17 protein-coding genes are annotated in these 21,061 nt (G+C 70.5%); 7 read left to right on the forward strand and 10 right to left on the reverse strand.

Features of this window, described 5'->3' with window-relative positions; translation table 11 throughout:
• Positions 1-216: 216 nt before the first annotated feature.
• Genes NO364_RS10870 through NO364_RS10880 form a run of 3 tightly spaced genes read right to left on the reverse strand, consistent with a single transcriptional unit; the run spans position 217 to position 3,042 of the window.
• Positions 217-1,356: an AI-2E family transporter gene (locus NO364_RS10870; RefSeq protein WP_157690732.1), complete on the reverse strand. Its 1,140-nt coding sequence runs from the start codon at positions 1,354-1,356 to the stop codon at positions 217-219.
• A gap of 48 nt (positions 1,357-1,404) precedes the next feature.
• Positions 1,405-2,385 carry a flap endonuclease-1 gene (fen, locus tag NO364_RS10875; RefSeq protein ID WP_157690731.1) on the reverse strand — a complete coding sequence of 327 codons (981 nt, stop codon included), beginning with the start codon at positions 2,383-2,385 and terminating at the stop codon, positions 1,405-1,407.
• A gap of 27 nt (positions 2,386-2,412) precedes the next feature.
• Complete coding sequence (locus tag NO364_RS10880) at positions 2,413-3,042, reverse strand: GNAT family N-acetyltransferase (RefSeq protein WP_257627501.1); 630 nt, start codon at positions 3,040-3,042, stop codon at positions 2,413-2,415.
• A gap of 56 nt (positions 3,043-3,098) precedes the next feature.
• On the opposite strand from NO364_RS10880, the gene NO364_RS10885 reads away from it, so the two are divergent.
• Together NO364_RS10885 and NO364_RS10890 are read left to right on the forward strand one after the other, a co-directional pair.
• Positions 3,099-3,743 carry a class I SAM-dependent methyltransferase gene (locus NO364_RS10885; protein WP_157690729.1) on the forward strand — a complete coding sequence of 215 codons (645 nt, stop codon included), beginning with the start codon at positions 3,099-3,101 and terminating at the stop codon, positions 3,741-3,743.
• Positions 3,744-3,764: 21 nt separating this feature from the next.
• Positions 3,765-4,184 (forward strand): DUF3054 domain-containing protein, encoded by a 420-nt coding sequence (locus tag NO364_RS10890; protein ID WP_157690728.1) that lies wholly within the window; start codon positions 3,765-3,767, stop codon positions 4,182-4,184.
• A gap of 52 nt (positions 4,185-4,236) precedes the next feature.
• On the opposite strand, the gene NO364_RS10895 is transcribed toward NO364_RS10890, so the two are convergent.
• On the reverse strand, positions 4,237-5,487 hold the full coding sequence (locus NO364_RS10895; RefSeq protein WP_257629117.1) for an MFS transporter: 1,251 nt from the start codon (positions 5,485-5,487) through the stop codon (positions 4,237-4,239).
• A 219-nt stretch (positions 5,488-5,706) separates the two neighbouring features.
• Between NO364_RS10895 and NO364_RS10900 the strand changes: the two genes are divergently transcribed.
• Together NO364_RS10900 and NO364_RS10905 are read left to right on the forward strand one after the other, a co-directional pair.
• Entirely contained in the window at positions 5,707-5,928 is a 222-nt protein-coding gene (locus tag NO364_RS10900; RefSeq protein WP_157690726.1) for a DUF8015 family protein, read from the forward strand.
• 71 nt (positions 5,929-5,999) lie between these two features.
• Positions 6,000-7,016 (forward strand): ornithine cyclodeaminase family protein, encoded by a 1,017-nt coding sequence (locus NO364_RS10905; protein ID WP_157690725.1) that lies wholly within the window; start codon positions 6,000-6,002, stop codon positions 7,014-7,016.
• Here NO364_RS10905 and NO364_RS10910 read toward each other — a convergent pair.
• From NO364_RS10910 to NO364_RS10930, 5 genes are all read right to left on the reverse strand, one after another.
• Entirely contained in the window at positions 7,001-8,068 is a 1,068-nt protein-coding gene (locus tag NO364_RS10910; protein WP_257627502.1) for an mRNA surveillance protein pelota, read from the reverse strand. The two genes, NO364_RS10905 and NO364_RS10910, sit on opposite strands and share 16 nt — an antisense overlap.
• Before the next feature lie 71 nt (positions 8,069-8,139).
• The gene (locus NO364_RS10915) at positions 8,140-8,847 is read right to left on the reverse strand and encodes a DUF4013 domain-containing protein (RefSeq protein ID WP_157690723.1); all 708 of its coding nucleotides are present in this window, start codon (positions 8,845-8,847) and stop codon (positions 8,140-8,142) included.
• Between the two features lie 99 nt (positions 8,848-8,946).
• Positions 8,947-10,548 carry a serine/threonine-protein kinase gene (locus NO364_RS10920; RefSeq protein ID WP_257627503.1) on the reverse strand — a complete coding sequence of 534 codons (1,602 nt, stop codon included), beginning with the start codon at positions 10,546-10,548 and terminating at the stop codon, positions 8,947-8,949.
• A gap of 42 nt (positions 10,549-10,590) precedes the next feature.
• Complete coding sequence (gene rqcH, locus NO364_RS10925; protein WP_257627504.1) at positions 10,591-12,687, reverse strand: ribosome rescue protein RqcH; 2,097 nt, start codon at positions 12,685-12,687, stop codon at positions 10,591-10,593.
• A 143-nt stretch (positions 12,688-12,830) separates the two neighbouring features.
• Positions 12,831-15,113: a nitric-oxide reductase large subunit gene (locus tag NO364_RS10930; protein WP_257627505.1), complete on the reverse strand. Its 2,283-nt coding sequence runs from the start codon at positions 15,111-15,113 to the stop codon at positions 12,831-12,833.
• Positions 15,114-15,281: 168 nt separating this feature from the next.
• Between NO364_RS10930 and NO364_RS10935 the strand changes: the two genes are divergently transcribed.
• Genes NO364_RS10935 through NO364_RS10945 form a run of 3 tightly spaced genes read left to right on the forward strand, consistent with a single transcriptional unit; the run spans position 15,282 to position 18,669 of the window.
• Positions 15,282-17,000 (forward strand): MutS-related protein, encoded by a 1,719-nt coding sequence (locus tag NO364_RS10935; protein ID WP_157690719.1) that lies wholly within the window; start codon positions 15,282-15,284, stop codon positions 16,998-17,000.
• A gap of 48 nt (positions 17,001-17,048) precedes the next feature.
• Positions 17,049-18,443, forward strand: coding sequence for a CRTAC1 family protein (locus NO364_RS10940; protein WP_257627506.1), 1,395 nt, complete (start codon positions 17,049-17,051; stop codon positions 18,441-18,443).
• A 28-nt stretch (positions 18,444-18,471) separates the two neighbouring features.
• Positions 18,472-18,669 (forward strand): DUF7576 family protein, encoded by a 198-nt coding sequence (locus NO364_RS10945; RefSeq protein WP_157690717.1) that lies wholly within the window; start codon positions 18,472-18,474, stop codon positions 18,667-18,669.
• A 16-nt stretch (positions 18,670-18,685) separates the two neighbouring features.
• Here the strand turns inward: NO364_RS10945 and NO364_RS10950 are convergent, their stop codons facing one another.
• Entirely contained in the window at positions 18,686-21,040 is a 2,355-nt protein-coding gene (locus NO364_RS10950; RefSeq protein ID WP_257627507.1) for an ATP-dependent DNA helicase, read from the reverse strand.
• Between the last annotated feature and the right edge of the window lie 21 nt (positions 21,041-21,061).

Consider the following 21,061-nt stretch of genomic DNA (forward strand, 5'->3'; position numbering starts at 1 on the left):
CTCCACAGGTTCAGGTGACGCTTCGTCTGGAGGGCCGAAGCGTCAGCGGGGACCAATTCAGGGCGGCAAGCTTCCACGCGATTTTCGCGTGGCTTGCTTTCCTTTTGTCGTACCGAACTCCCGAGTCGACCGACCGGTCAGCCCCGGCCACGGACGTTCCGGCTACCCGCTCGTACGGATCGGTGTCCCGACGGGACCGATCCCCGACGACCCGTCTCAGTCACCCGCCGTCTCGTTCTCGTCCGTCCCCAGACTTCCGGGGTCGACCGCGAAGGGTCGGATGGGTTCGGATTCGAGGAGTTCGGGGAGAACGATCCGTGCGAAGTGGACGATCAACACGAGAAGCATGGGCGCGAGGAAGATGCCGTACCAGCCGAACAGCAGGGGCCCGAAGGTGTAGGCGATCATCAGGCTCCCGACGTGGAGACGCCGTCCCGAGACGTACGGCCGGAGGACGAGGTCGGGGATGGTGTCGACGACCACGAACGAGACGGCCACGAAGGCCACGACGAACCAGAGCGTGGTCGGATCGGTCAGGAACCCGACCCCGGCGAGGTAGGCGGTCACGGGCACGTAGACGAGTTTCATCCCGACCATGGGGACCAAACTCGCTACGCCGGCGAGCAGGCCGACGAGCGGCGCGGCGGGAATCCGGAGGCCGGCCGGCGCGTAGACGTTCAGGATCGAGTACATCAGAACGCCGATGGTCCCGGTCAGGACGGCGTTGAGGATGTTGCCGAAGAAGATGGCCTTGAAATCGCGGTCGACGGCCCGGACGTACGCTTCGAAGACGCCGCGGTCGTCGCCGAACCGTGCGAGCGTCCACCGCGCGAACCGACCCCCGTCACGGAGCAGGTAGAACGCGAGCGCGAGCATCACGAACAGGTGGACGGCACCGACGCCCAGAAACGCCACCGTGTCGACCGCCGAACTCAGCGACGACAGCAACGACTGCAGGCCCTCGCCGGTGAGGTACCGCTCGGGGTCGAGCGCCAGGAGGGCGGCCGGGTCGGCGACGGTATCGAGTAACTCGGAATCGACCAGCGGCCACCGCGCGGGGTCGAGCATCCCAGTGTTGACGTATTTCATGAGTTCGTTCAGCGCGATGCTGAGGGCATACAGGACCAGGAGGAGCGCGGGGAGCGCGAGGGCGAAAAGCGAGATGGCGGCCGCGAGGCTGGGCGGCCGGACCACCCGCCGCATACGGCCGTAGATGGGCCGGGTGGCGTAGTAGATGAACACGCCGAAGACGAAGGTGCCGACGAAGGAGTAGACGACGTAGGTCAGCGCGGCGCCCAGGACGAGCCCCAGACTCCACCATCCGAGCCGATAGCGGGACGGCCTGAACTCCGACATGGTAGCCACAGTCGGGTGCCGGGGTGAAAAACCTCCCCTGCGCCGGCCTCAGGTCCAGCGATCGAGCCCCGTCTGGACGAGCGCGTCCTCGATGCGCTCGAAGCCGCGTTCGACCTCCGCGGCGTCGACCTCCCAGTCCTCGATCACGTACTCGCGGGCGGCGGCCACGTCGGGGTCGACGTCGCCGTCGAGGGCGTAGTCGTCGGTCACGGGCGGATCACGGAAGAGCTCCCGCACCCGGTCGGCGTTGGCCACCTGCCAGCCCTCGGCGTCGAGGGCAGCCCACAGGTCGCCGTGCTCCGCGATGGCCCGGAGTGCCGTCTTCGGGCCGACGCCGTCGACGCCGGGGTTGAAGTCCGTCCCACAGAGGATGGCCACGTCGATCAGCCCCTCCCAGCTGATGCCGTGGCGGTCGAGGGTCGCCTCCAGGTCCATCAGTTCGGGCCGCCCCTTGCTCGTCAGTTGTCGGAGGGTGAGCGGCGCGCCGAACAGCAGGGTGTCGTAGTCCTCGCTGCCCGCGTAGTCGGCGTCGCCGCGACGGGCCATGTACGCCGCCTGAGCCTCGCCCTCGGCGGGCGCGTCGACAACCGGCACGTCCAGGCGGGCGAGCAGTTCGCGGGTCGTCTCCAGGATGACGTCGGTGAGTCGCTGGGTGCGCGCTTCGAGGCGGGCGGCCTCGACGGCGTCGCCGCGTTCCTCCGCCTCGGCGCGCCGCTCCTCGGCGCGTTCGCGCTGTTCCCGACGGGCCGCCACCTCGTCGTCCTTCAACTCGGTCACGCCGCCGTCGAAGACGAAGACCGGCGTCAGGTCGTGGTCGAAGAACTTGGGCAGGCCCTGAACGACCCCGACCAGGTTGGCCACCTCCTCGCCCGCCGCGGTGGTGTACACCTCGTCGTTCGTCCACTTGACCGTCGTCGTGAGGTAGCGATACAGCCAGTTGTGCGCGTCGACGGCCACGACGCTACCGGCCACCTCGTCCCAGTCCACCTCGGAGAGGGCCGCGAGCTGTCGGAGGTCTGCGTTGCCCATCGCCCGCGACTACGCGGGCGCGGGCTTTCAACGTCCGGGTTCGTGCCCGCCGCCGACGCGCTCGCCGTCGGCGTCGACGCCCGGCGGCGGGGCGACGGTCGGGGGCGGATCGCCCCCGAGCCAGTCGTCGAGCCGGGCGGCCAACCCTTCGTTCAGGTCCCGCTCCCGGTATCGGTCCAACCCCGCCCGGTACCGTTCGGGGTTCCGGTCGGCGGGCGTGGCCGCGGGTCGCTCACAGACGAGTTCCGCAAGCCCCGTCTCCCGACCCGTGAAGGCGAAGCCGGCGCGGTAGGCCGCACGGTAGGCCGCGGGGTTGTTGACGGCGATGCGGACCCGGTCGTACCCCCGGTCGGCGGCGCGGGTGGCGACGAAGGCGAGCAGCCGGGGCCCCAGCCCCTCGCCGCGCCGGTCGTCGCGGACGGTCACGTAGCGGACGACGAGGCAGTCGGCGTCGGTGCGGTCCGCGCTGAACGACGCGGCCGCGAGCACGTCGCGGTCGAAGTCGTCGTCGGGGTCGCCCTCCGGCGGGGAGTCGGAACGACGCACGACCGCCGTCCCCGTCGATCCGCGGACGAACTTGCCCGCGTAGGCGAACCGGCGGTAGTCGAGACGGAGCGTGGGAGCGCCCGGCGGCCACCCGAGGAGGGCAAACTCCATGCGACCCGTAGCCGTGCGTCCCCGAAACCTTTGGCGCTCGGCCGTCGACGTGGTGTATGACCGACGACGGTGCGGAACGCGGTTCCACGGGGGGGCGGTGGGAACCCGGCGACGTCGACTTCTTCGACCGCGTGGCGCGCCTCTACGACCGACTCGCGCCCGAGGCGGATCCGGAGCCGCTCTGGGCGGGGCTGGCGCGGGCGGACCGCCCCGTCGAACGGGTGCTCGACCTGGCCGGGGGCACCGGCCGGGCCGCGCGGGCGGCGAGTCGGCCGGGGGCGGACGGGTGGCGCGCCCCGACGGCCGTCGTCGTCGACGCCTCGCGGCCCATGCTTCGCCGGGCGGTCGAGCAGGGGTCGGCCGCGGTCCGGGGCGACGCCGGGCGGCTCCCGCTTTGCGACGGGGCGGTCGACGCCGCCGTCGTCCTCGACGCCTTCCATCACCTCCCCGACCCCGACGCGGCGCTCGTGGAGGCGGCGCGGGTCCTCCGACCGGGCGGGGTCCTGGTGATCCGGGAGTTCGACCCCGGGACCGTCCGGGGGCGGGCGCTGGTCGCGGCCGAGCGCCTCGTCGGCTTCGACTCGACGTTCCGGGGACCGGAGGCGACGGCGACGGCCGTCGCGGCCGCGGGGCTGGCGCCCTCGGTCCTCGACCGCGGGTTCGCGTTCACGGTTGTCGGGAAAAAGCGGGGAAGCCATTAGGCCCCAGTCGCAAGCGCGGATATGGCAAACGCAGTCGCGGACTTCTTCGACCGCCGCCTCGACGGCCGTGCGACGCCGCTCGCGGTCGGCGACCTGCTCGTCGTCGCCGCCGTCTTCAGCGCGGGCACGGTTCACCACAACGGCCTGCCGTTCGTCCTCGGGAACCCCGGCTACCTGCTGAGCACCATCGCCCCGTTTCTGATCGGATGGATCGTCGCGGCACCGCTGCTCGGAGCGTACGCTCCCGGCGCCGCCGAGTCGGCGAAGGCAGCCGTCCCGCTGGCGCTCCGCTCGTGGCTGGTCGCGGACGCCATCGCGCTGGGGATTCGCTCGCTGCCGTTCGTCCACGGCGGCGTCCAGTTGTCGTTCGTCGCCATCTCGCTGGTGACCGGGCTCGTCGGCCTCGGACTCTGGCGGACGCTCTTTTTCAAGCTCCGGTAGACCGGATCGGCCCACCGGGGGACTCACGGGCCGGCGACGACGGGACGCCCGCTCAGTCCCGGACGACGAGATAGACCGCAGCGGCGGACGCCACGAGCGCGAAGCCAGCCAGGACGCCGAACAGAACCCCGGCGTCGGCGTACGTCAGGACGGCGCCGGCGACGGCGCCGCCGAGCGCACCGACGCCGAAGGAGCCGAGGTACGTGTAACCGTAGGATAGCCCGCGCGTCCCGGCGGGAGTGTAGTCGGCGACGGCCGCCTGGTAGAGCGGCTGGGCCGCGAAGAGCGTGAGACCGAACACGGCTCCGAAGGCGAGGAGAGGGCCGATCCCCAGCGCCGCCACCGGGAGGAACGAAAGCGAGAGGAGGGCCAGGAGGCCGAAGACGCCGGCGATGCCGTACTCCGGGGGAACGTGGTCGGTGAGCTTCCCGCCGAGATACTGTCCGGCGATGCCGACGAGCAACAGCCCCGCGTAGAAGTACCGTTCCGGCCTGAGCGTGCGTTCCGCCCCCGCCTCGATACCGGGGACGAACGCGGCGAGGGGAACGGGGTCGAACCCGGGCAACCCCTCCAGTAAGTTCGGCAGGAAGGTCAACACCCCACGGTAGAACAGGCCGTTCCCCATGACGATCACGAAGACGACGACGAAGGCGCCGGCAAAGAGGAGTCTGGACTCGGCGACGAACTCGGACAGCGAGTCGACGCCCCCCTCGGCGCGAGGGTCGCCGCCGTCTGTACCGACGCCCTCGACGGCCGCCGTCTCGTCGAACTCGGCCCGGAGAGCGTAGAGTCCGGCGAGGACGGCCGGCACCGCGAGCACCGTCGCCACCGCCGTCCAGTCGAAGAGGAGCAGGAGGACGGCCGTCAGAAGGGGTCCGAGCCCGATGCCCACGTTGCCGGCCGCGCCGTGGTACGCGAAGCCGGTCCCACGCGCCCGCATCCCCTTACTGATGAGCGTCAACCCGGCGGGGTGATAGACGCTCGCCGCCAGCCCCCACAACAGGAGGGACACCGTCACCACCACGAGGTCGGGCGCAATCCCGAGGAGGAAAAAGGAGCCACCCATCCCGAACAGACAGGCGGCGATGAGTCGCCGGGATCCGAACCGGTCGACGAGGATCCCACCCGGCAACGCACCGAGACCGAACAGACCGTAACCGGCGGTGACGACCAGCCCCAAGGTCGCCTGGGTGACACCGACCTCGAACCCCGCGAGGGCGATCACGTCGAACTCGGCGAGCCAGATGGTGACGAAAATCGGGATCGAGAGCTCGTAGGTGTGGACCATCCCGTGTGCGAGCATCAGTAATCCCACGATCGACCGGTCGTTCGAGTTCACGGTCGAAAGAACGCCATCATCCAACTTAATTCCTGCTGGAATGGGCTGTAAGTATAATTATCGTCGGTGTTGGTCTTTCGACTCAAAACTTATGAATTAGTTATCGAATGGCTTCGAAATGGTTCTTCAAGTTCACGGAAAAAGCTATGTGATGCCCACACATACTATCGATCGGATCGTACCATGGTTGGATACTACGACTGCGTGCTCGGTCTCGTCCCCGTCGCCCTCGTGGGCCTCACCGCGGTCCTCGTCGCCCGTGGGTTCGCGTTCACCGTCGCCGTCCCCGCCGGCGCGGGAGCGGCGGCGCTGATCGTCGGTCACGCGCTGTTCGTCAACGGACCGGTTTCCCCCTCCGCGTCGGGGCGGGCGACGGACGATCGGTCGCCCGTCGATGCCGACTGAGGGCACCCGGTACGCGTCGGTCCCCGTCTCCGGGCCAACAGTATAACTACCCGCACGCACTGAGAGGCGGTATGACCGACACGCTGTTCCTGTCGAGCGAGGACGTCGCGGGACTGGCGACTCCCGCGGAGTACGTCGACGCCGTGCGCGACGGCTACCGCCAGCGCGGCGAGGGGGCGCCGGCCGAACCCCGGACCGCCCTGTACAACGAGGAGCCACCGGGGCTGTTCACCTCCTACACGGCCGTCCTCCCCGACACCGGAGTGATGGGTGGATACGTGTACGGCGCGGGCTTCGGCGAGGGCGACGCCTGGTTCGTCACGCCGCTGTTCGACGCCGACTCCGGGGAACCGCTGGCGCTCCTCGACGGTGCGAGCATGAACCCGTTCAAGACTGGCGCCGCGGGCGCCGTCGGCGTCGACGCCCTCGCCCGCCCGGACGCGTCGACGATGGCGGTCCTAGGGGCCGGCGCGCAGGCCCGCGGACAGTTACGCGCGGCCGCGACCGTCCGCGACCTCGAAACCGTGTGGGTGTACTCGCCAACCAAGGAGAGCCGCGAGGGCTTCGCGGGCGAGATGGACCGACTGCTCGACGCCAGCGTCGCCGCCGTCTCCTCCAGCGCCGCCGCCGTCGAGGGCGCCGACGTGGTCGTCACCGCGACGAACTCCCCGGAACCGGTCTTCGACGGCGACCTGCTCGACCCCGGCACCCACGTGACCGCCATGGGCCAGTACCACCCCGAGAAGCGGGAACTCGACGACACCACGGTCGCGCGCTCGACGTACGTGATCGACCTCCGGGGACGGCTCACGCAGGACGCCGGCTCGTACATGCACGCCGTCGAGTCCGGCGCCGTCGAGGCGGACCACTGTCACGGCGAACTCGGCTCGGTCGTCGCCGGCGAGCGTCCGGGCCGGCCCGACGAGGAGGCGATCACCGTCTTCGACAGCGGCGGGACGGGCATCGAGACCGTCGCCGCCGCCGCGATGCTCCACGGGAAGGCCGTCGAGGCGGGATTGGGGGAGACCATCTCGTTCGCGCCGGCCAGCGAGGCGCTGACCGGACGGGACGATCACTCCAGCCGGTAGCGCAACAGCGCCGCGATCCCGCCGAGGTTCTTCAGCCGCTGGCCGGGCTCGAACTCGCCCGAGAAGACGACCACGTCGCCGCCCTGTCGCTCGACCGAGGTGATGACCTCGTCGGCGTCGACGTCCCAGTCCCCGCGGCCGCCCCGCTCCTCGCGCAGCCGGTCGTCGAGGACGAGCAACGTCTCGACGGCGCCGTACTCGGCGGCTTCGGCGGTCGCCTCGGGACCGTACGTCGCCTTCGTGCCCGTCGCCATCCGCTCGGTCAACTCGTCGATGAGTTCCGCCTCGCGGGCGATGCGCGTCTCGTCCTGGACGTCCTCGACGGCGCCCCGCTTCAACACCTCGTGGACGCCGCGGTCGCCGACGCCCGAGGTGTCGACGGTCGTCGTCAGTTCCGCCACCTCGGGGAACTCGTCGTCGAAGTGATCCAGGGCGTCGCCCTTCGTGAACCCCGGCCCCGCGAGGATGATGGCGTCGGGATCGAGATGCGAGAGCGCCTCGCCCAGTTCGTGGAACAGCTCCGACCGCGGGCGGGCGTACTCGCCCTTGCCCGTCGGCCGGGTGAACGAGGCGTACTCCTCGGTGCCGTACTGGGCGACGGTGTGGACGTGGGCCTCCCCCTCCTCGACGGTCGCGATGGCCACGTCGGGGTTCTCGGCGGCCGCCTCGGCCTCCTCGACCCGTTCCATCTGGTCCGGTTTGAAGTGTTTCTCGATGGTCAGCTCGTCGTGTTCCTCGACGTTCAGCGTGTGGTGGTGGCCGAGCTGGTCCTCGCGGGAGCAGCCGACGATGACGCCGCCGACCCGGAGCCGGTTGGCGAAGCGGGCGAACTCCACGTCCTCGACCTCCAGGGTGACGTGGATGTGCTCGCGCTCGCCGCCGGTGTCGCGCATCTGATCGTCGTCGCGCTGGATGCGTCGGCTCGTGTCGCCCTCCACGTTGTCTCCGGGTTCGAGGACGTAGGAGAGGTGCCAGAGGTCGTCGACGTTCTCGGGGACGACCGTCAGCCGGGTGCGTCCCTCCTCGCCGCGACCACGGCTCTGGATTCGCATACCGGAAGGTCGCCGCCCACGGCCACATACCTTGCCATTCCGGACGGCGCGGAAGCCGTGAGCGTCCGACGTCAGGCCGTCGTCGACTCCGCCCCCACGCCGCCATCCTCGTCGTCGTGGAGCGTCAGTCCCCGGACGTCACCCCACGCGTGGCCGACGACGTAGTACGCGGCGACCGCGGCGTAGAAACTCAGGAACGCCCCGACGAGCGTCCCGAGCACCGGCACGGCGTTGAGGGCGCCGGCGACGATGCCGGCGCCGACGAGGAGGGCGAAGGCGAGCAGCCACGCCGTGGCGTACGTCCCCGAGGAGAGGACCGGACGCAGGTCGTCGACGGCGAAGCCCGCGCGGAGCGACCCCCGTTCGGCGTAGTTGGCGACGGCCGCCGGCACGACGTACGCGGCCAGGAGGCCGGCGATCAACGCGAAGAGGCCACCCACCAGCACCACGCCGCCGACGAGCAGTCCGCTCCGGGGACCGGGGCCCGCGATCAGCGCCCCGGCCGCGGCGGTCGCGGCGACCAACAGTCCGGGAACCACGCCGTAGACGAACGCGATGACGACCGCCCGGACGCCGTCGCCCGCGAGCGGCCCCCAGTCGTCGAACCGCGGTGGCACGTCGTCGCCGTGCATCGTCCCTCGGAGGACGCGGACGAGATAGCCCGCGACGAGAATCGCCGGCAGAATCAACACCCCGAGGAGTGACAGGAGACCGCCGATCAGAACCGTCTGTACCCAGTCGTCGCTCGTCCGGAGGTAGGTGAGTGATTCGTCGAGCATGGTGGCTGGCGACGGAGCGGACCGATCCGACATCGCCCGAACATATAACACAGCTGAAGATATTAAAGCTGCCGAGCGGGACGGCCCACGGCGCCCGACTCAGTCCCGAAGGTCCCGCAACGCGTCCCGGAGGTAGAGGACGGACTCGTAACGAGCCCGTTTCTCCTTTTCGAGGGCCGTCAGCAACACGTCGTCCAGCGTTTCGGGGACGTCGGCCACCTCGCTCGGCGGCGTCGGCGCCTCGTGCAGGACGCGGTGCATCGTTTTCGCCGGCTTGCCCTCGAACGGCGGCCGGCCCGTGAACAGTTCGTACAGCACCGCACCCAACTGGTAGACGTCGGTGATGTCGTCGACCGGGCCGAACTCGTCGTCGAACTGCTCGGGCGCGGCATATTGGGGTGAGAGCCCTTCGACGCTCGCCGAGTGGTCGAGCAGGTGTTTCGACAGGCCCCAATCCGCGACCTTCGGCACGTCCCAGGCGCCCTCGACGGACCGAAAGAGGACGTTCGCGGGTTTCAGATCGAGGTGGGCGACCCCTCTGCGGTGGGCGTGGCGGACGCCCTTGGTGATGCCGAGTGCCGTCCACAGCGCCTGGTCGAAGTCGAATTCGCCCGCCCGTTCCGAGAGGTCGCCGGCGTCCATGTACTCCATGGCGATCCAGGGGAGCGGTTCGGCGCCGTAGTCGACGACGCCCACGATGTGGTCGTGATCGTCGAGTTTGTCCCACGTCTCCGCCTCCGCCATGAGCCGTTCGACGGCGTCGGTGTGGAGCGTCCCCTGCATCCGCGGGCGCTTGATCGCCAGGGTCACGTCACCGGTCGGCGTCGACAGCGTGGCCCTCGTCACGTCGGCGTTGCCCCCGCCGCCGATCGGTTCCTCGTCGGTCAGCGCGTCGTAGTCGACCGACACGTCGGGCGCCCGCGGGATCGACTCCGGCGGGCCGAGGCGGCCCGTGCCTTCGGCGTCGGCCGACGGGTCCCGCCGGCGGCGGTCGTCGAACCCCGCTTCTGTCAGCCGATCGGCCAGCGCGCCGGCGCGGGCCGTCGCTTCCCGGAGCCAGCCACGGCCGTCGTCGAACCGCATCCCCTGGATCTCCCGTTCGGTGTCGTCGAGTCGGTCCAGTCGCTCGTCGACGGTGTCGGCGTCGACCGCGTCGCTCTCGCCCGCCGCGTCGCGGGCCCGACGGTACGCCTCGCGGGCGTCGTCGAGGAGGGAGAGCGCGCGGTCGTACTCGCCGGCCGCGGCGAGGTTCGTCGCCTCGACCTCGAGGCTGTCGCCCTCGTCGACGGCGTCGGCGGCGGGGTCGACCGTCCCGTCTTCGTCCGCCTCGGCGTCGGTCTCGGCCGCCTCGCCGTCGTCCGCCTCGGACCGGAGACGTTCGACGTCCTCCTTCGGCCACGAGATCCCGTCGGGATCGTCGTCGACGTCGAGGTCTCGAATGCGTTCCAGCGCCGTCGGCGTGTCGTCGTCGCGGAACACGTACTGTTCGTCCCCCTCTTGCGCCCGTCGCCGTCGCGTCAGGACGAGTCCGAAACCGAGGACGACACAGAGGCCGCCGCCGACGAGGAGTATCGGCCGCGGGTCGATGCCGGACGGAGGGAGGGCGTTTGGGAGGACGAGTGCGGCGGCGAAGAGGACACCCCCGGCCACCAGAGAGAGGAGGATCAGCACCGCGTCCGCGAACGTCCAGCCGTCGCCCATCACTACGGTCGACCGACCGGCCTCCACTAAGCCCTTTCCCCGCTACTCCTCGACGATGCTGCTCCCGCCCGGCGGCAGGAACTCCTGGATCTTGTCGGGGCTCGCCACCTTCCGGACGAACGACTCGTCGGCGAAGCGGTCCTTGAGCTTCCGGTAACACCGCTTGGCGGCGTCGTTCTGGGCGAACTTCCCGGGTTCGAGGCGAAGCGTCGTCTCGGCCCGCGGCTCGACCGCCGACGGCGGCCCGCCGATCACCCGCGTCTCGGGTTCACACTGGATCCCCACCGCAATGCTCGCGGAGACGTCCCGGAAGTAGGTGCGGTCGCCGCGGATGACGAACCCCCCTTTCTCGATGTACTCCCCGCTCTCGGGGGTCTTCGACACCTGGTCGGGGTCGACCATGTAGGCGTCGCCGGCGAAGCGGCCGTCCTTCCACACCGAGGAGTAGGAGACGGCGAACTGCGCGGCCTCCTCCAGACTGGAATCGGGGAAGTCCACGTCGCGAGCCTTTTCGCTCGGCCCCGTCGCCTTCAGCACCGTCACCGGGCCGCCGTGGGCCTGCGCGTGGAAGAAGCGGTCGTTGCCGTCCATATACTTCTTCACCAGCGCCTCGTTCTCGTCGGCGTTCCGGCCGCCGATGACGAGAAAGTCGTCGCTCGTGTGGAACCACCGGAAGTCCTCGTACCAGTGTTCGGGCTGTTTGATCGGCACCGAAGACATCGAGCGCCAGTCCACGTCGCGCTCCTCGTCAGCCTCCTCGTCCGCCTCGTCCTCGTCGTCGGCCTCCCACTCCTCACGCCGGCGCTCGACTGCTTCCAGTTCCTCGCGGGTGTTCTCGATGGCGGCCAGGGCGCCCTCCTTTTTCTCCTCGATGCGCTTGGCCTCCGTGTACCGCCGGTCGGCGTTCTTCTCGACGCCCACGGAGGGATCGACCGGGACGACGGTCCCGTCGAGGTCGACCGTCACTTCGCCCTCCGCGGGGTCGACGTCCTCGACGGCCTCGGCGGCGGGGATGCCACGCTCGGCGCCCGCCGCGAGGGTCTCCTCGATCTCCGCCCACGGGACGCTGTCCTCGCGGGCCGCCCGGACCGTCGAGATGACCTCGTCGACGAGGTCGTAGTGGGCGTAGAGCGCCTCGGCGCGCTCGCGTTCGGCCGCGGCCTGCTCCTCGAACCCCTCGATGGCCCCCTCCTGCTGTTCGATGATGCGCTGCTGTTTGGCGATCTCGGCCTCGAAGTCCGGGCGCTCGGTCCCGGTGGTCTCCTCCTCGGGTTCGCGCTCCAGCCGGTAGAAGTAGTCGTCGAGGGCGGCGTTGAAGGAGTCGAACCCCTCGGCCGACAGCCCGGATCGCTCCTCTAGGGGGAGCGGCGTCGCGTCGACGACGCGGTCGTCCTCGAGATACACCCGCGGGTCGAAGTCGCCGTTTCGGACCCGGTCGGCCAGTCGGCCGATGGCGTCGTAGAGCGCCTCGTACTCCGCCTCGCCGGCCTCGGCGATATCGAGGCCCTTCTCGACGCCCGCGCGCGAACAGATCTCCTCGCCGTAGAGCCCGCCGAAGTTGAGCTGTGTCGCCAGCGTGCGGACCACGTCCGTGTCGGAGTCCTCCATCTGCCGGACGAAGGCGTCGTAGCCGACGGTCAGCGGGTCGACCCGCGAGTCCGGGAAGCCGTACTGCGAGCCGGGGGCGACCGTCCGCGATTTCAGGCGCACGGTCTCCAGGCTCCGGACCACCTCGCCCGTCTCGTCGAGGACGGCGACGTTGCCTTGGCCGAACAGTTCGGCGACGACGGTGGTGTTCTCGTCGTCGCGCTCGAACTCGAAGGAGAGGATGCGGTCGAACTCGTACTGCTCGACGCCGGCGAAGTCGGCGCCGCTCAGGCGGTTTCGCAACATCATCGCGAAGTTCGGCGGCCGCCCCGGCGCGTCCGCGACGTGTTCGGGGTCGGCGACGTGGGCCCGCTTCACGTCGCCCACCTCGATCAGCAGTTCGACGCGGCCGCGGTCGAAGTCCCGCATCCGGAACCGCAGGAGGTCGTCGTCGTAGAGGTAGACCTTATCGACTTTCGCGCCCTCGTAGCGCCCGAGTTCGGCGACGAGGGCCGCGAGGTCGACGCTGGTCAGTTCCCGCTTCGCGTCCATACCGCTCTTTCTCCGCGGGGCGGAAAAGGCGTGTCGTTGTCCCGACGGGAGACGAGCGGGTCAGACGGATTATCGTACCTGTTTCCCGGTGGGTCGCCGGACTGTCATGGCGACCCACCGGTAACGGCTTACGATAACCAGTATCAGTCGTCGCTCAACACCCCCTCCGCCACCGCCATGTCCTCGACGTCGGGGTCGTCCTCGGAGACCCGGAGGACGAACCGCTTGCGGACGAGGTCGGCGGCGTAGATGGCCGTCCCGAGGATGATGAGCGTGTCGCCGGGGAGCCGCGCCCAGAACAGGGTCTGGACGATTGGCTGGTTGTAGAAGGCGAGGCTCCGGCCGGCGGCGTAGCTCCCCGTGAAGATGGCCTCCAGTTGCAGGAAGCCGACCGGGAGGACGGAGACGAACACCATCAGCCCCAGGCCGACGTTCCAGCACCAGAACGACGCCCGGAGCCACGAGCCGTCCCAGCGCTCCGGCTCGATGGACAGCTGGAGCATGTAGCTGACCATGCCGAGGGCGAGGAAGCCGAAGGCGCCGAACATGGCGGCGTGGGCGTGTCCCACGGTGAGGTAGGTACCGTGCTCGTAGTAGTTGATCAGCGGGAGGTTGATGAAGAAGCCGAGTACGCCGGCGCCGACGAAGTTCCAGACCCCGCTGGCGACGATGAACATGAACGGGATCTTGTAAGGGAAGTCGCCGGACTCGGTCATCGCTCCGTACTGGCCGAGCGCCTCGTAGAGGATGAACACCAGCGGGATGAGTTCGAGCGTCGAGAAGACGCTGCCGATGGGCACCCACATGTCGGGCATACCGACCCACCAGTAGTGGTGCGAGACACCGATGACGCCGGTGCTCATCACCAGAAGCGCCTGTAGCATGACGGCCTTCTCCGCGCTGCGCCGTCGGAGCAGGTTCATCGACACCAGCGTCAGGCCGACGATAGCGACGATGAAGAACTCGAAGGCGCCCTCGACCCACATGTGGACGACCCACCAGCGCCAGAACTCGGTCACCGCGATGTTGGTCTCGGGGGTGAAAAAGAAGCCGGCGGTAAAGAGGAGGGCGATGGAGCCGCCGGCGTAGAGGATCATGTGCGCCAGCCCGTACACCGGTTCGCGGTCGAGCAGGGGCTTCAGGCCGCGGATCGCTAAGACGGCCCAGGTGCCGAAGCCGGCCAGCAGGCCGAACTGCCAGACCTTGCCGACTTCGAGGTACTCTAGCCCCTCGTTGCCGAGGAGCCACCAGAGGTCACCGAGGTAGCCGTTCGCGCCGAGCCAGATGCCGCCGAGGCCGCCGACGGTGACCACGACCACCGCGGCCAGCAGTCCGTCGATGTACGTCGACTGGTTCTTCGGCTCGTGCCCGGTCAGCAGCGGCGGCAGGTACAGCCCCGCGCCGAGCCACGTGGCGGCGATCCAGAGGATGCCGAGGTCGATGTGCCAGGTCTTCGCGATGGAGAACGGAAGGATCTGGAGGATGTGGACGCCGAACACCTCCTCGATGCCGAAGAAGCCGGCCCGCTCGATGTAGAAGTGCGCGAGCAGGCCGCCGAGCAACACCTGTGCGAGGAAGAGTCCGGCGGCGACGGGGACGAAGCGGAGCGCCGAGCGCTGACTCGGGAAGACGCTCACGTCGCCCGGTTCGGGCACGGAGAGCCCATCGGCGGACGGTTCGGGCAGTCGGACCGAGCGGTAGAGCCAGATGCCGAAGCCGGCCCCCGCGACCAGCAACACCATGGCGATGACGCTCCAGGTCATCGCGGCGGCGGTGGCGTCGTTGCCCGCGCCGGGCGCGTACGGCCACTCGTTGGTGTAGGAGTGGTCACCGCCCGGCCGGTCGGTGTGGGAGAACCACGCCGTCCACATCGCGAAGTCCGCGAACTGGCGGGCGTCTTCCTCGCTGTCGATCATCCCCTCGGGGACGCCGCGCTCGTGGCTCCCCTCGTGGTAGCGCTCGACGTACTCCTCGCGGACCTGCTCGTGGGCGTACAGCTCCGCCGCCGAGTACTCGATGTCGCCGCCGCCGTACTCGCCGTCGAGGTCCTGTTTGACCACCTCGTCGACGGCGGCCCGCTCGCCGGTCGGCAGCGAGTCGTACGCGGCCCCGTACCGCTCCTGGGCGTAGTACGACCGCATGTACTGGGTCTTCAGCGCCAGGGCATCGGCGGTGTAGTCCTCGCCGTAGTACGCCCCGTTGCCGAGGATCGACCCGTGGTTCATCAGGCCGTGTTTCTGGAACGCCTTCTTTCCGTCCCTGATCTCCTGATCGGTGACCACCGTCTCCCCGTCGGGACCGACGACCTGGTCCGGAATGGGCGGTGCCTCCTGGTACGCGAACCACGCACCGCCACCCATGACGACGAGGTTGAACACGAACGCCACGGCGATCACCTTCGCGATCGTCTTTCGGGTGAGCCTCATGGATCGACGTGGGAGACACGACTCCTTGAACCGGAGCTCCATTCCCGACTCTCGGGGGACCCCTCGAACATGTTCGACCCTTGGGTGGGGTGTGTCCGTCGAATCCGTTCGGCCCGGGGAACGGGGTACCAGGAGTTACTATAACCCTCCGGAAACACTGGGTGCGGTATGCGACTGGAGGACTACTGGGGGGTGGGACCGAAGACGAGCGAGCGTCTCCGCGAGACGCTCGGGGAGGACGCCGCCATCGACGCCATCGAGTCCGCGGACGTGCGCGCGCTGACCGACGCGGGGATCACGCGCGGCCGGGCGACGCGCATCCTCCGTCGAGCGAACGACGAGGCCGGGATGGACGCGCTCGCCACCCGGGATACGCGGGCGGTGTACGACGACCTGCTCGAACTGGCGAGCGGCTATGCCCTCACCCGGCACGCGGCCGACCGCATCCGCGTGTTGACGCCGCTCTCCGAACGCGGGGCCGTCGAGGACCGCCTCGACGCCGTCGACGCCGCACGCGAGGCCTGGACCGCCCTCGACGACGCGGGCCGGGAGGCGGTGGTCGAGGCCTTCGCGGCCTACGACGCCGACGACGGGAGCGAGCGCGCCGCCGTCGACGCCGCCCTCGCGCTCCGGGATGCGGGGCTCGACGGCACGGCCTTCGACGCCCTCGGCGCGGTCGACCCCGACGCCCTCCGGGAGGCGGCCGACGCGCTCGGCCACGTGACCGCCGACGGGGTCGCCGCGGGGGCCGACGACCGCCTCGACGACCTCCGGGCCCGCCTCGACGACGCCCGCGCCCTCGAGAACGACGCCTTCGACGTGCTCGAACGGGTCCGCGAGACGGGCGTCCGCGACCTGGCGGACTTCCGGCGGGCGTTCGCGGACTACGTCGACCGCGAGACGGATCTCTCGCGGTCGGCCATCGAGGAGGCCGCCCCCGAGGAGGCCCACGACGCCGCCGACTTCGTGAGCACGGCCCTCCGGGCGCTCGTCGACGACCTCGAACGGCGGGCGACCGAGCGCGAACGCGAGATCGAGGACGACCTCCGGGCCGCGGTCGCCGACGCCCGGGCGGACGTCGACCGGGTGCTCGCCGCCGTCGACGACGTGGCCGTCGACCTCTCGCTGGCCCGCTTCGCCGAGGCACACGACCTCGTCCGGCCGACCCTCGGGGGCGACCGCCTCGCCGTCGAGGGAGCGCGCAACCTCTTTCTCGACGATCCGGAGCCCGTGACCTACGCCGTCGGCGACCACGGCCTGTCGCCCCCGAGCGGCGACCGCGTGGCGGTGCTGACCGGCGCCAACAGCGGCGGCAAGACGACGCTCTTGGAGACCTGTTGTGCCGTCGCGCTCCTGGCGGCGATGGGGTTGCCAGTGCCCGCCGACCGCGCCGAAGTCGGGAGCTTCGACGCCGTCGTCTTCCACCGCCGGCACGCGAGTTTCAACGCCGGCGTGCTGGAGTCGACGCTGAAGTCCATCGTCCCGCCGCTGACCGACGGCGGCCGGACCCTGATGCTCGTCGACGAGTTCGAGGCGATCACGGAGCCGGGACGCGCGGCTGACCTGCTGAACGGGCTGGTCGACCTCACCGTCGAGCGGGGCGCCCTCGGCGTCTACGTCACCCACCTCGCGGACGACCTGAGCCCGCTCCCCGACGCCGCCCGCATCGACGGCATCTTCGCCGAGGGGCTGACCGGCGACCTGGAGTTGCGGGTCGACTACCAGCCACGCTTCGGCACCGTCGGGAAGTCCACGCCCGAGTTCATCGTCTCGCGACTCGTCGCCGACGCCGGCGACCGACGGGAACGACAGGGGTTCGAACACCTCGCGGCCGCCGTCGGCGAGGAGGCGGTCCAGCGCACCCTCGCCGAGGCGTGGGACGAGTGATCCCCCGCGGAGCGTGCGACTCTTAACCCCGCGCCCTCTGTGAGGGGTATGTTCCGGGACCGGTCGGACCTGCTCGCCGACAACCCTCCGTTTCGCGGGTACGGGGCGGCCGTCACCGCCGGCCCCGACGGTCCCCTCGTTTTCGTCGGCGGCTTCGGCGACGCCAACCGCGTCCTCCGGACCGAGGACGGTGACGTCGTCGACGCGGCCTGTGGCGTCCTCGCCGACGACGGCCGTCACGCCATCGGCGTCGCCGCGGCCGACCTCGACGCCGACGGCCGGGAGGAGGTGTACATCCACAACGTCGCCTCCTTCGGCGGCACCTCCGCGGAGGCGGACCTGCTCCTCGATCCGGAGGGGGAGGGCTCCCGGTGGCGCGACCTCTTCGCCGACCCGGTGAACCGGGGGCGGGAGAACTACCGTGTGGGGCGCTCTATCGCCGCCGTCGACCGCCTCGGAACCGGCCGCTACGGCCTCTTCGTCACCGGATACGGCGCCCCCGCGCGCTTCTACGAGGTGGGCGACGACGGCGGGATCACCGACCTCGCCGACGCGGTCGGCCTGGACGTCGTCACCGGCGGGCGCTCGGTCGCCACCGGCCCCATCCTCTCGGAGCGGACGGACCTGTTCGTCGGCGCCGAGCGGGGGCCGAACCTCCTCCTGCGGAACGCCGGCGGGAAGTTCGTCGACGTGGCCCGGGAGTACGGCGTCGACGACCCCGAGGAGAACGCCCGGGGTGCGGCGCTCGTGACGCCCGACGGCGCCCCGACGCCCGACATCGTCTGTGGCAACTGGAACGGCGCGAACCGGCTGTTCGCCCGCGGCGACGCCGACGACGACGGCTTTCGGGACACGGCGCCGCCGGCGCTGGCTCGCCCGGCGCGGGTCCGAACCGTCGTCGCCGCCGACTTCGACAACGACCGCCGGACGGAACTGTTCGTCAACTGTCTGGGTGCCCCCAACCGCCTGCTGACGTACGGCGACGACGGCTGGACGCAGACGGGCGTGGGCGACGCCCTCGAACCCGAAGGGATGGGCACCGGCGCGGCCGTCGCCGACCTCGACGGCGACGGGACGCTGGAACTACTCGTGGTCCACGGCGAGGCCGAGGCACAACCGCTCTCGCTCTACAGCGCCCCCAACGATGGCGACTGGCTCCGGGTGCTCCCGCGGACGCCGGCCGGGGCGCCGGCACGTGGCGCCCGGGTGGTCCTCCGGACCGACGCCGGGCGACAGGTCCGTGTCGTCGACGGCGGGAGCGGCTACCTCTGTCAGATGGAACCCGTCGCACACTTCGGCCTCGGCTCGGCGGTTCCCCAGGCGGTCACGGTCCGCTGGCCCGACGGCCGCGAGCGGACGGTCACGGACCCGCCCGCCCGGACGACGATCCGTCCCGCACACCCGGGGTCGCCGTCGCTCGCCGACCGAGGTAGCGGGATTTAAGATGGGGTCCCCGCTACTGACTGGAAACATGATCGACCCCACGTCCGACATCGGCGAGGACGTCGACGAGAGCGACGCGCCGACCTGTCACACCTGCGGGAAGAAGATCGTCATGGAGCCGGAGCACCGCGTCGTCTCGTGGATCGAGGACGACGCCGTCGAACACCTACACTTCTGCGACGACGAGTGCCACGAGGGCTGGAGCGGGCGCCGGCCGGGGCGCTGACCGATCGCGTCGGGGGCTACCCACCCTCCGTCCCGAACCGATCCAGCCCCAGCGACAGCATATCCGGACTCACCGGCTGGAACTCCGCGCGCTCCCACGCGGGCAGGTAGTCACGAACGCCGTTCCACCGGTCCCGCGCGTAGCGCTCGTCGACGAGCACCCGGACGCCCCGCTCCGCGGGGCCGCGGATGACGCGACCGATCGCCTGGCGAGCCTTCCGGACCGCGGGCACCGTCAACGCCGTCTCGAAGCCGTCTCGGCCCTCCTTGTCCCCGCCGAACGCCCGGTCGTACGCCGTCACGACCGCCTTCGTTCGCGGCCGCGTCGTGTCGACCAGCGGGACGCCACACACCACCGCGGCGTGCAGGCGGTCACCGCGGTAGTCGACGCCCTCGGTGAGCGTCCCCCGGAGGCTCGTGACGAGCGTCTTGCCGCCGCCGTCGAAGAAGTCCGCCTTCAGCTTCTCGGTCGCGCCGTCGTCGCTCGACTCGTCGAGCAGGACCGGCGAGTCCAGACGCTCGTCGAGGCGGCCGGCCATCCACTCCGCCTCGGCGTAGTTCGGCATCCCCACGAGGACGTTCCCGCCGCGCCCGGCCACCTCGGCGACGGCGTCGACGTACACCCGCCGCGTCTCGGTGTCGTCGCCGACGGCGCCGCGGTTCTCGTAGGTGTAGGCCGGCGCGTCAACCGCGAAACTCTCGCGGTTCTCTGACGGGAAATCGAGGCCGTACGTCCGCTCGACGACCGGCCGGCCGTCGTCGGCGAGGCGGTCGAGGCCCGTCACCGTCCGGAAGACGTCGAGCGGTTCCAGCGTCGCCGACATCAAGACGCCGCCGCCGAAGTCGTTGAGTCGCTCCGCGATGGCGTCACCGGGCACGCAGTTGTGGAGCGACAGCCGGGCGTTGTAGGCCCGCCGCCACGAGTCGCCGGGTTCGGTCTCGTTCCACGTCCGCGAGAGGTCGACCGACCGGAAGAACCGGGTGTGATCCGCGCGGTACCACGCCCCGAGCACCCGACCGACCGTCGGCGCCGCCCGCTCCCGGTCGGCCTCCTCCAGTTCGTTCAGGACGCGCGCGACGACGGCGCCGACCGCCTCGGCGCGCACCCACACGTCGTCGCCGTACGTCCCGTCGGCCCACTCGGTGAACGCGTCCGGGCCCGGCCGCTCGGGGTCCCGGAGCGGAATCTCGTCGTCCGGGAGGTCCCGCATCGACGCGCGCCACCCCGGACGCTCCCGGTCGAGGTGGGCACGCACCCGCCGGTCGAGCTCCTCGCGCAGGTCGCGCACGAACGACCGCGTCGCCTTCAACTCCGCGAGGCTCACGTCCGACTCCTCGAGTTCGCCGCGGACGAGGTCCGCGTCGCGCTCGGTGGCTCCCGATCCCGGCCCCGAGTCGTCGAACTCGACCGGCTGGATCACCCGGGTGAGTTCGGACTCGGCGTCCCGGAGGGTGGCGTCACCCACCCCGTCGCTCACCAGGTCGCGCACCCGCGGTTCGAGCATGTGCGCCTCGTCACAGATCACGAACGTCGACTCGTCCAGCAGGGCGCCGGTGAACGACTCCGTCGTCCGCGGGTCGAAGGCGTGGTAGTAGTTGCCGATTGTCACCTCGACGTGGGGGATGAGCGCCCCGAGGATCGAGTGCGGACAGGTGCCGTGTCCCGCCGACAGGGCGACGAGGTCCTCGGTGTCGAGCAGGCCGCGGTCCGCGAAGTCGAAGGGAACGGCCTCGACCGGGTCGCCCTCCTCTGGCAGGTCGTCGAGGTACTGCGCGTAGAAGGGACAGTATTCCGTGTCGCCGCGCTCGGCGGTGTCGGGCGGATACGGCGTCGGCTCGTCGGCCGTCTCCAGGAAGTCGGCGGTCGACCCGCCGCCGGTGTCGAGCAGCCCGGTCTGGGCGCGGCGGGCGTCGTCCGCGAGCGCCGCGGCCGTCGTGGGGCCCTCCGCGCCCGTCAGATTCCGGGTTCGCTCACGGAGACCCTCACACCGGTCGTAGACGGTGGACTCGTCGACCCCGGCGACGCGCTCCCGGCTGTACGGACAGACGTCGGCCTTGCCGACCAGCGTCAGCGCCGAGACGGGACGCCAGTCCGCGGGGAGTTCGTCGTTGATCGTCCGGACGTCCGCCTCGAACTGGCGGAGTTGTTGTTTGACGCTCGTGAGGACGGCCACCCGCTCGAACCGGGAGTCGGGGTCGCGCACCCGATCGATACCCGCCGTCAGCGCGAGCATCGTCTTGCCCGTTCCGCAGGCGCCCTCGATGACGGCGAAGCCGCCCCGGTCGGCCGTCTCGATGGCCGTCTCGATGCCGTCGGCCTGATCCGGGTACGGCTCCTCGTGGCCGAACACGTCGCGCCACGTCTCGCCCATGTTATCCACAGGCTGGCGGCG

The sequence above is a fragment of the Haloplanus salinarum genome, assembly GCF_024498175.1.
Classification (GTDB): Archaea; Halobacteriota; Halobacteria; order Halobacteriales; family Haloferacaceae; genus Haloplanus; species Haloplanus salinarum.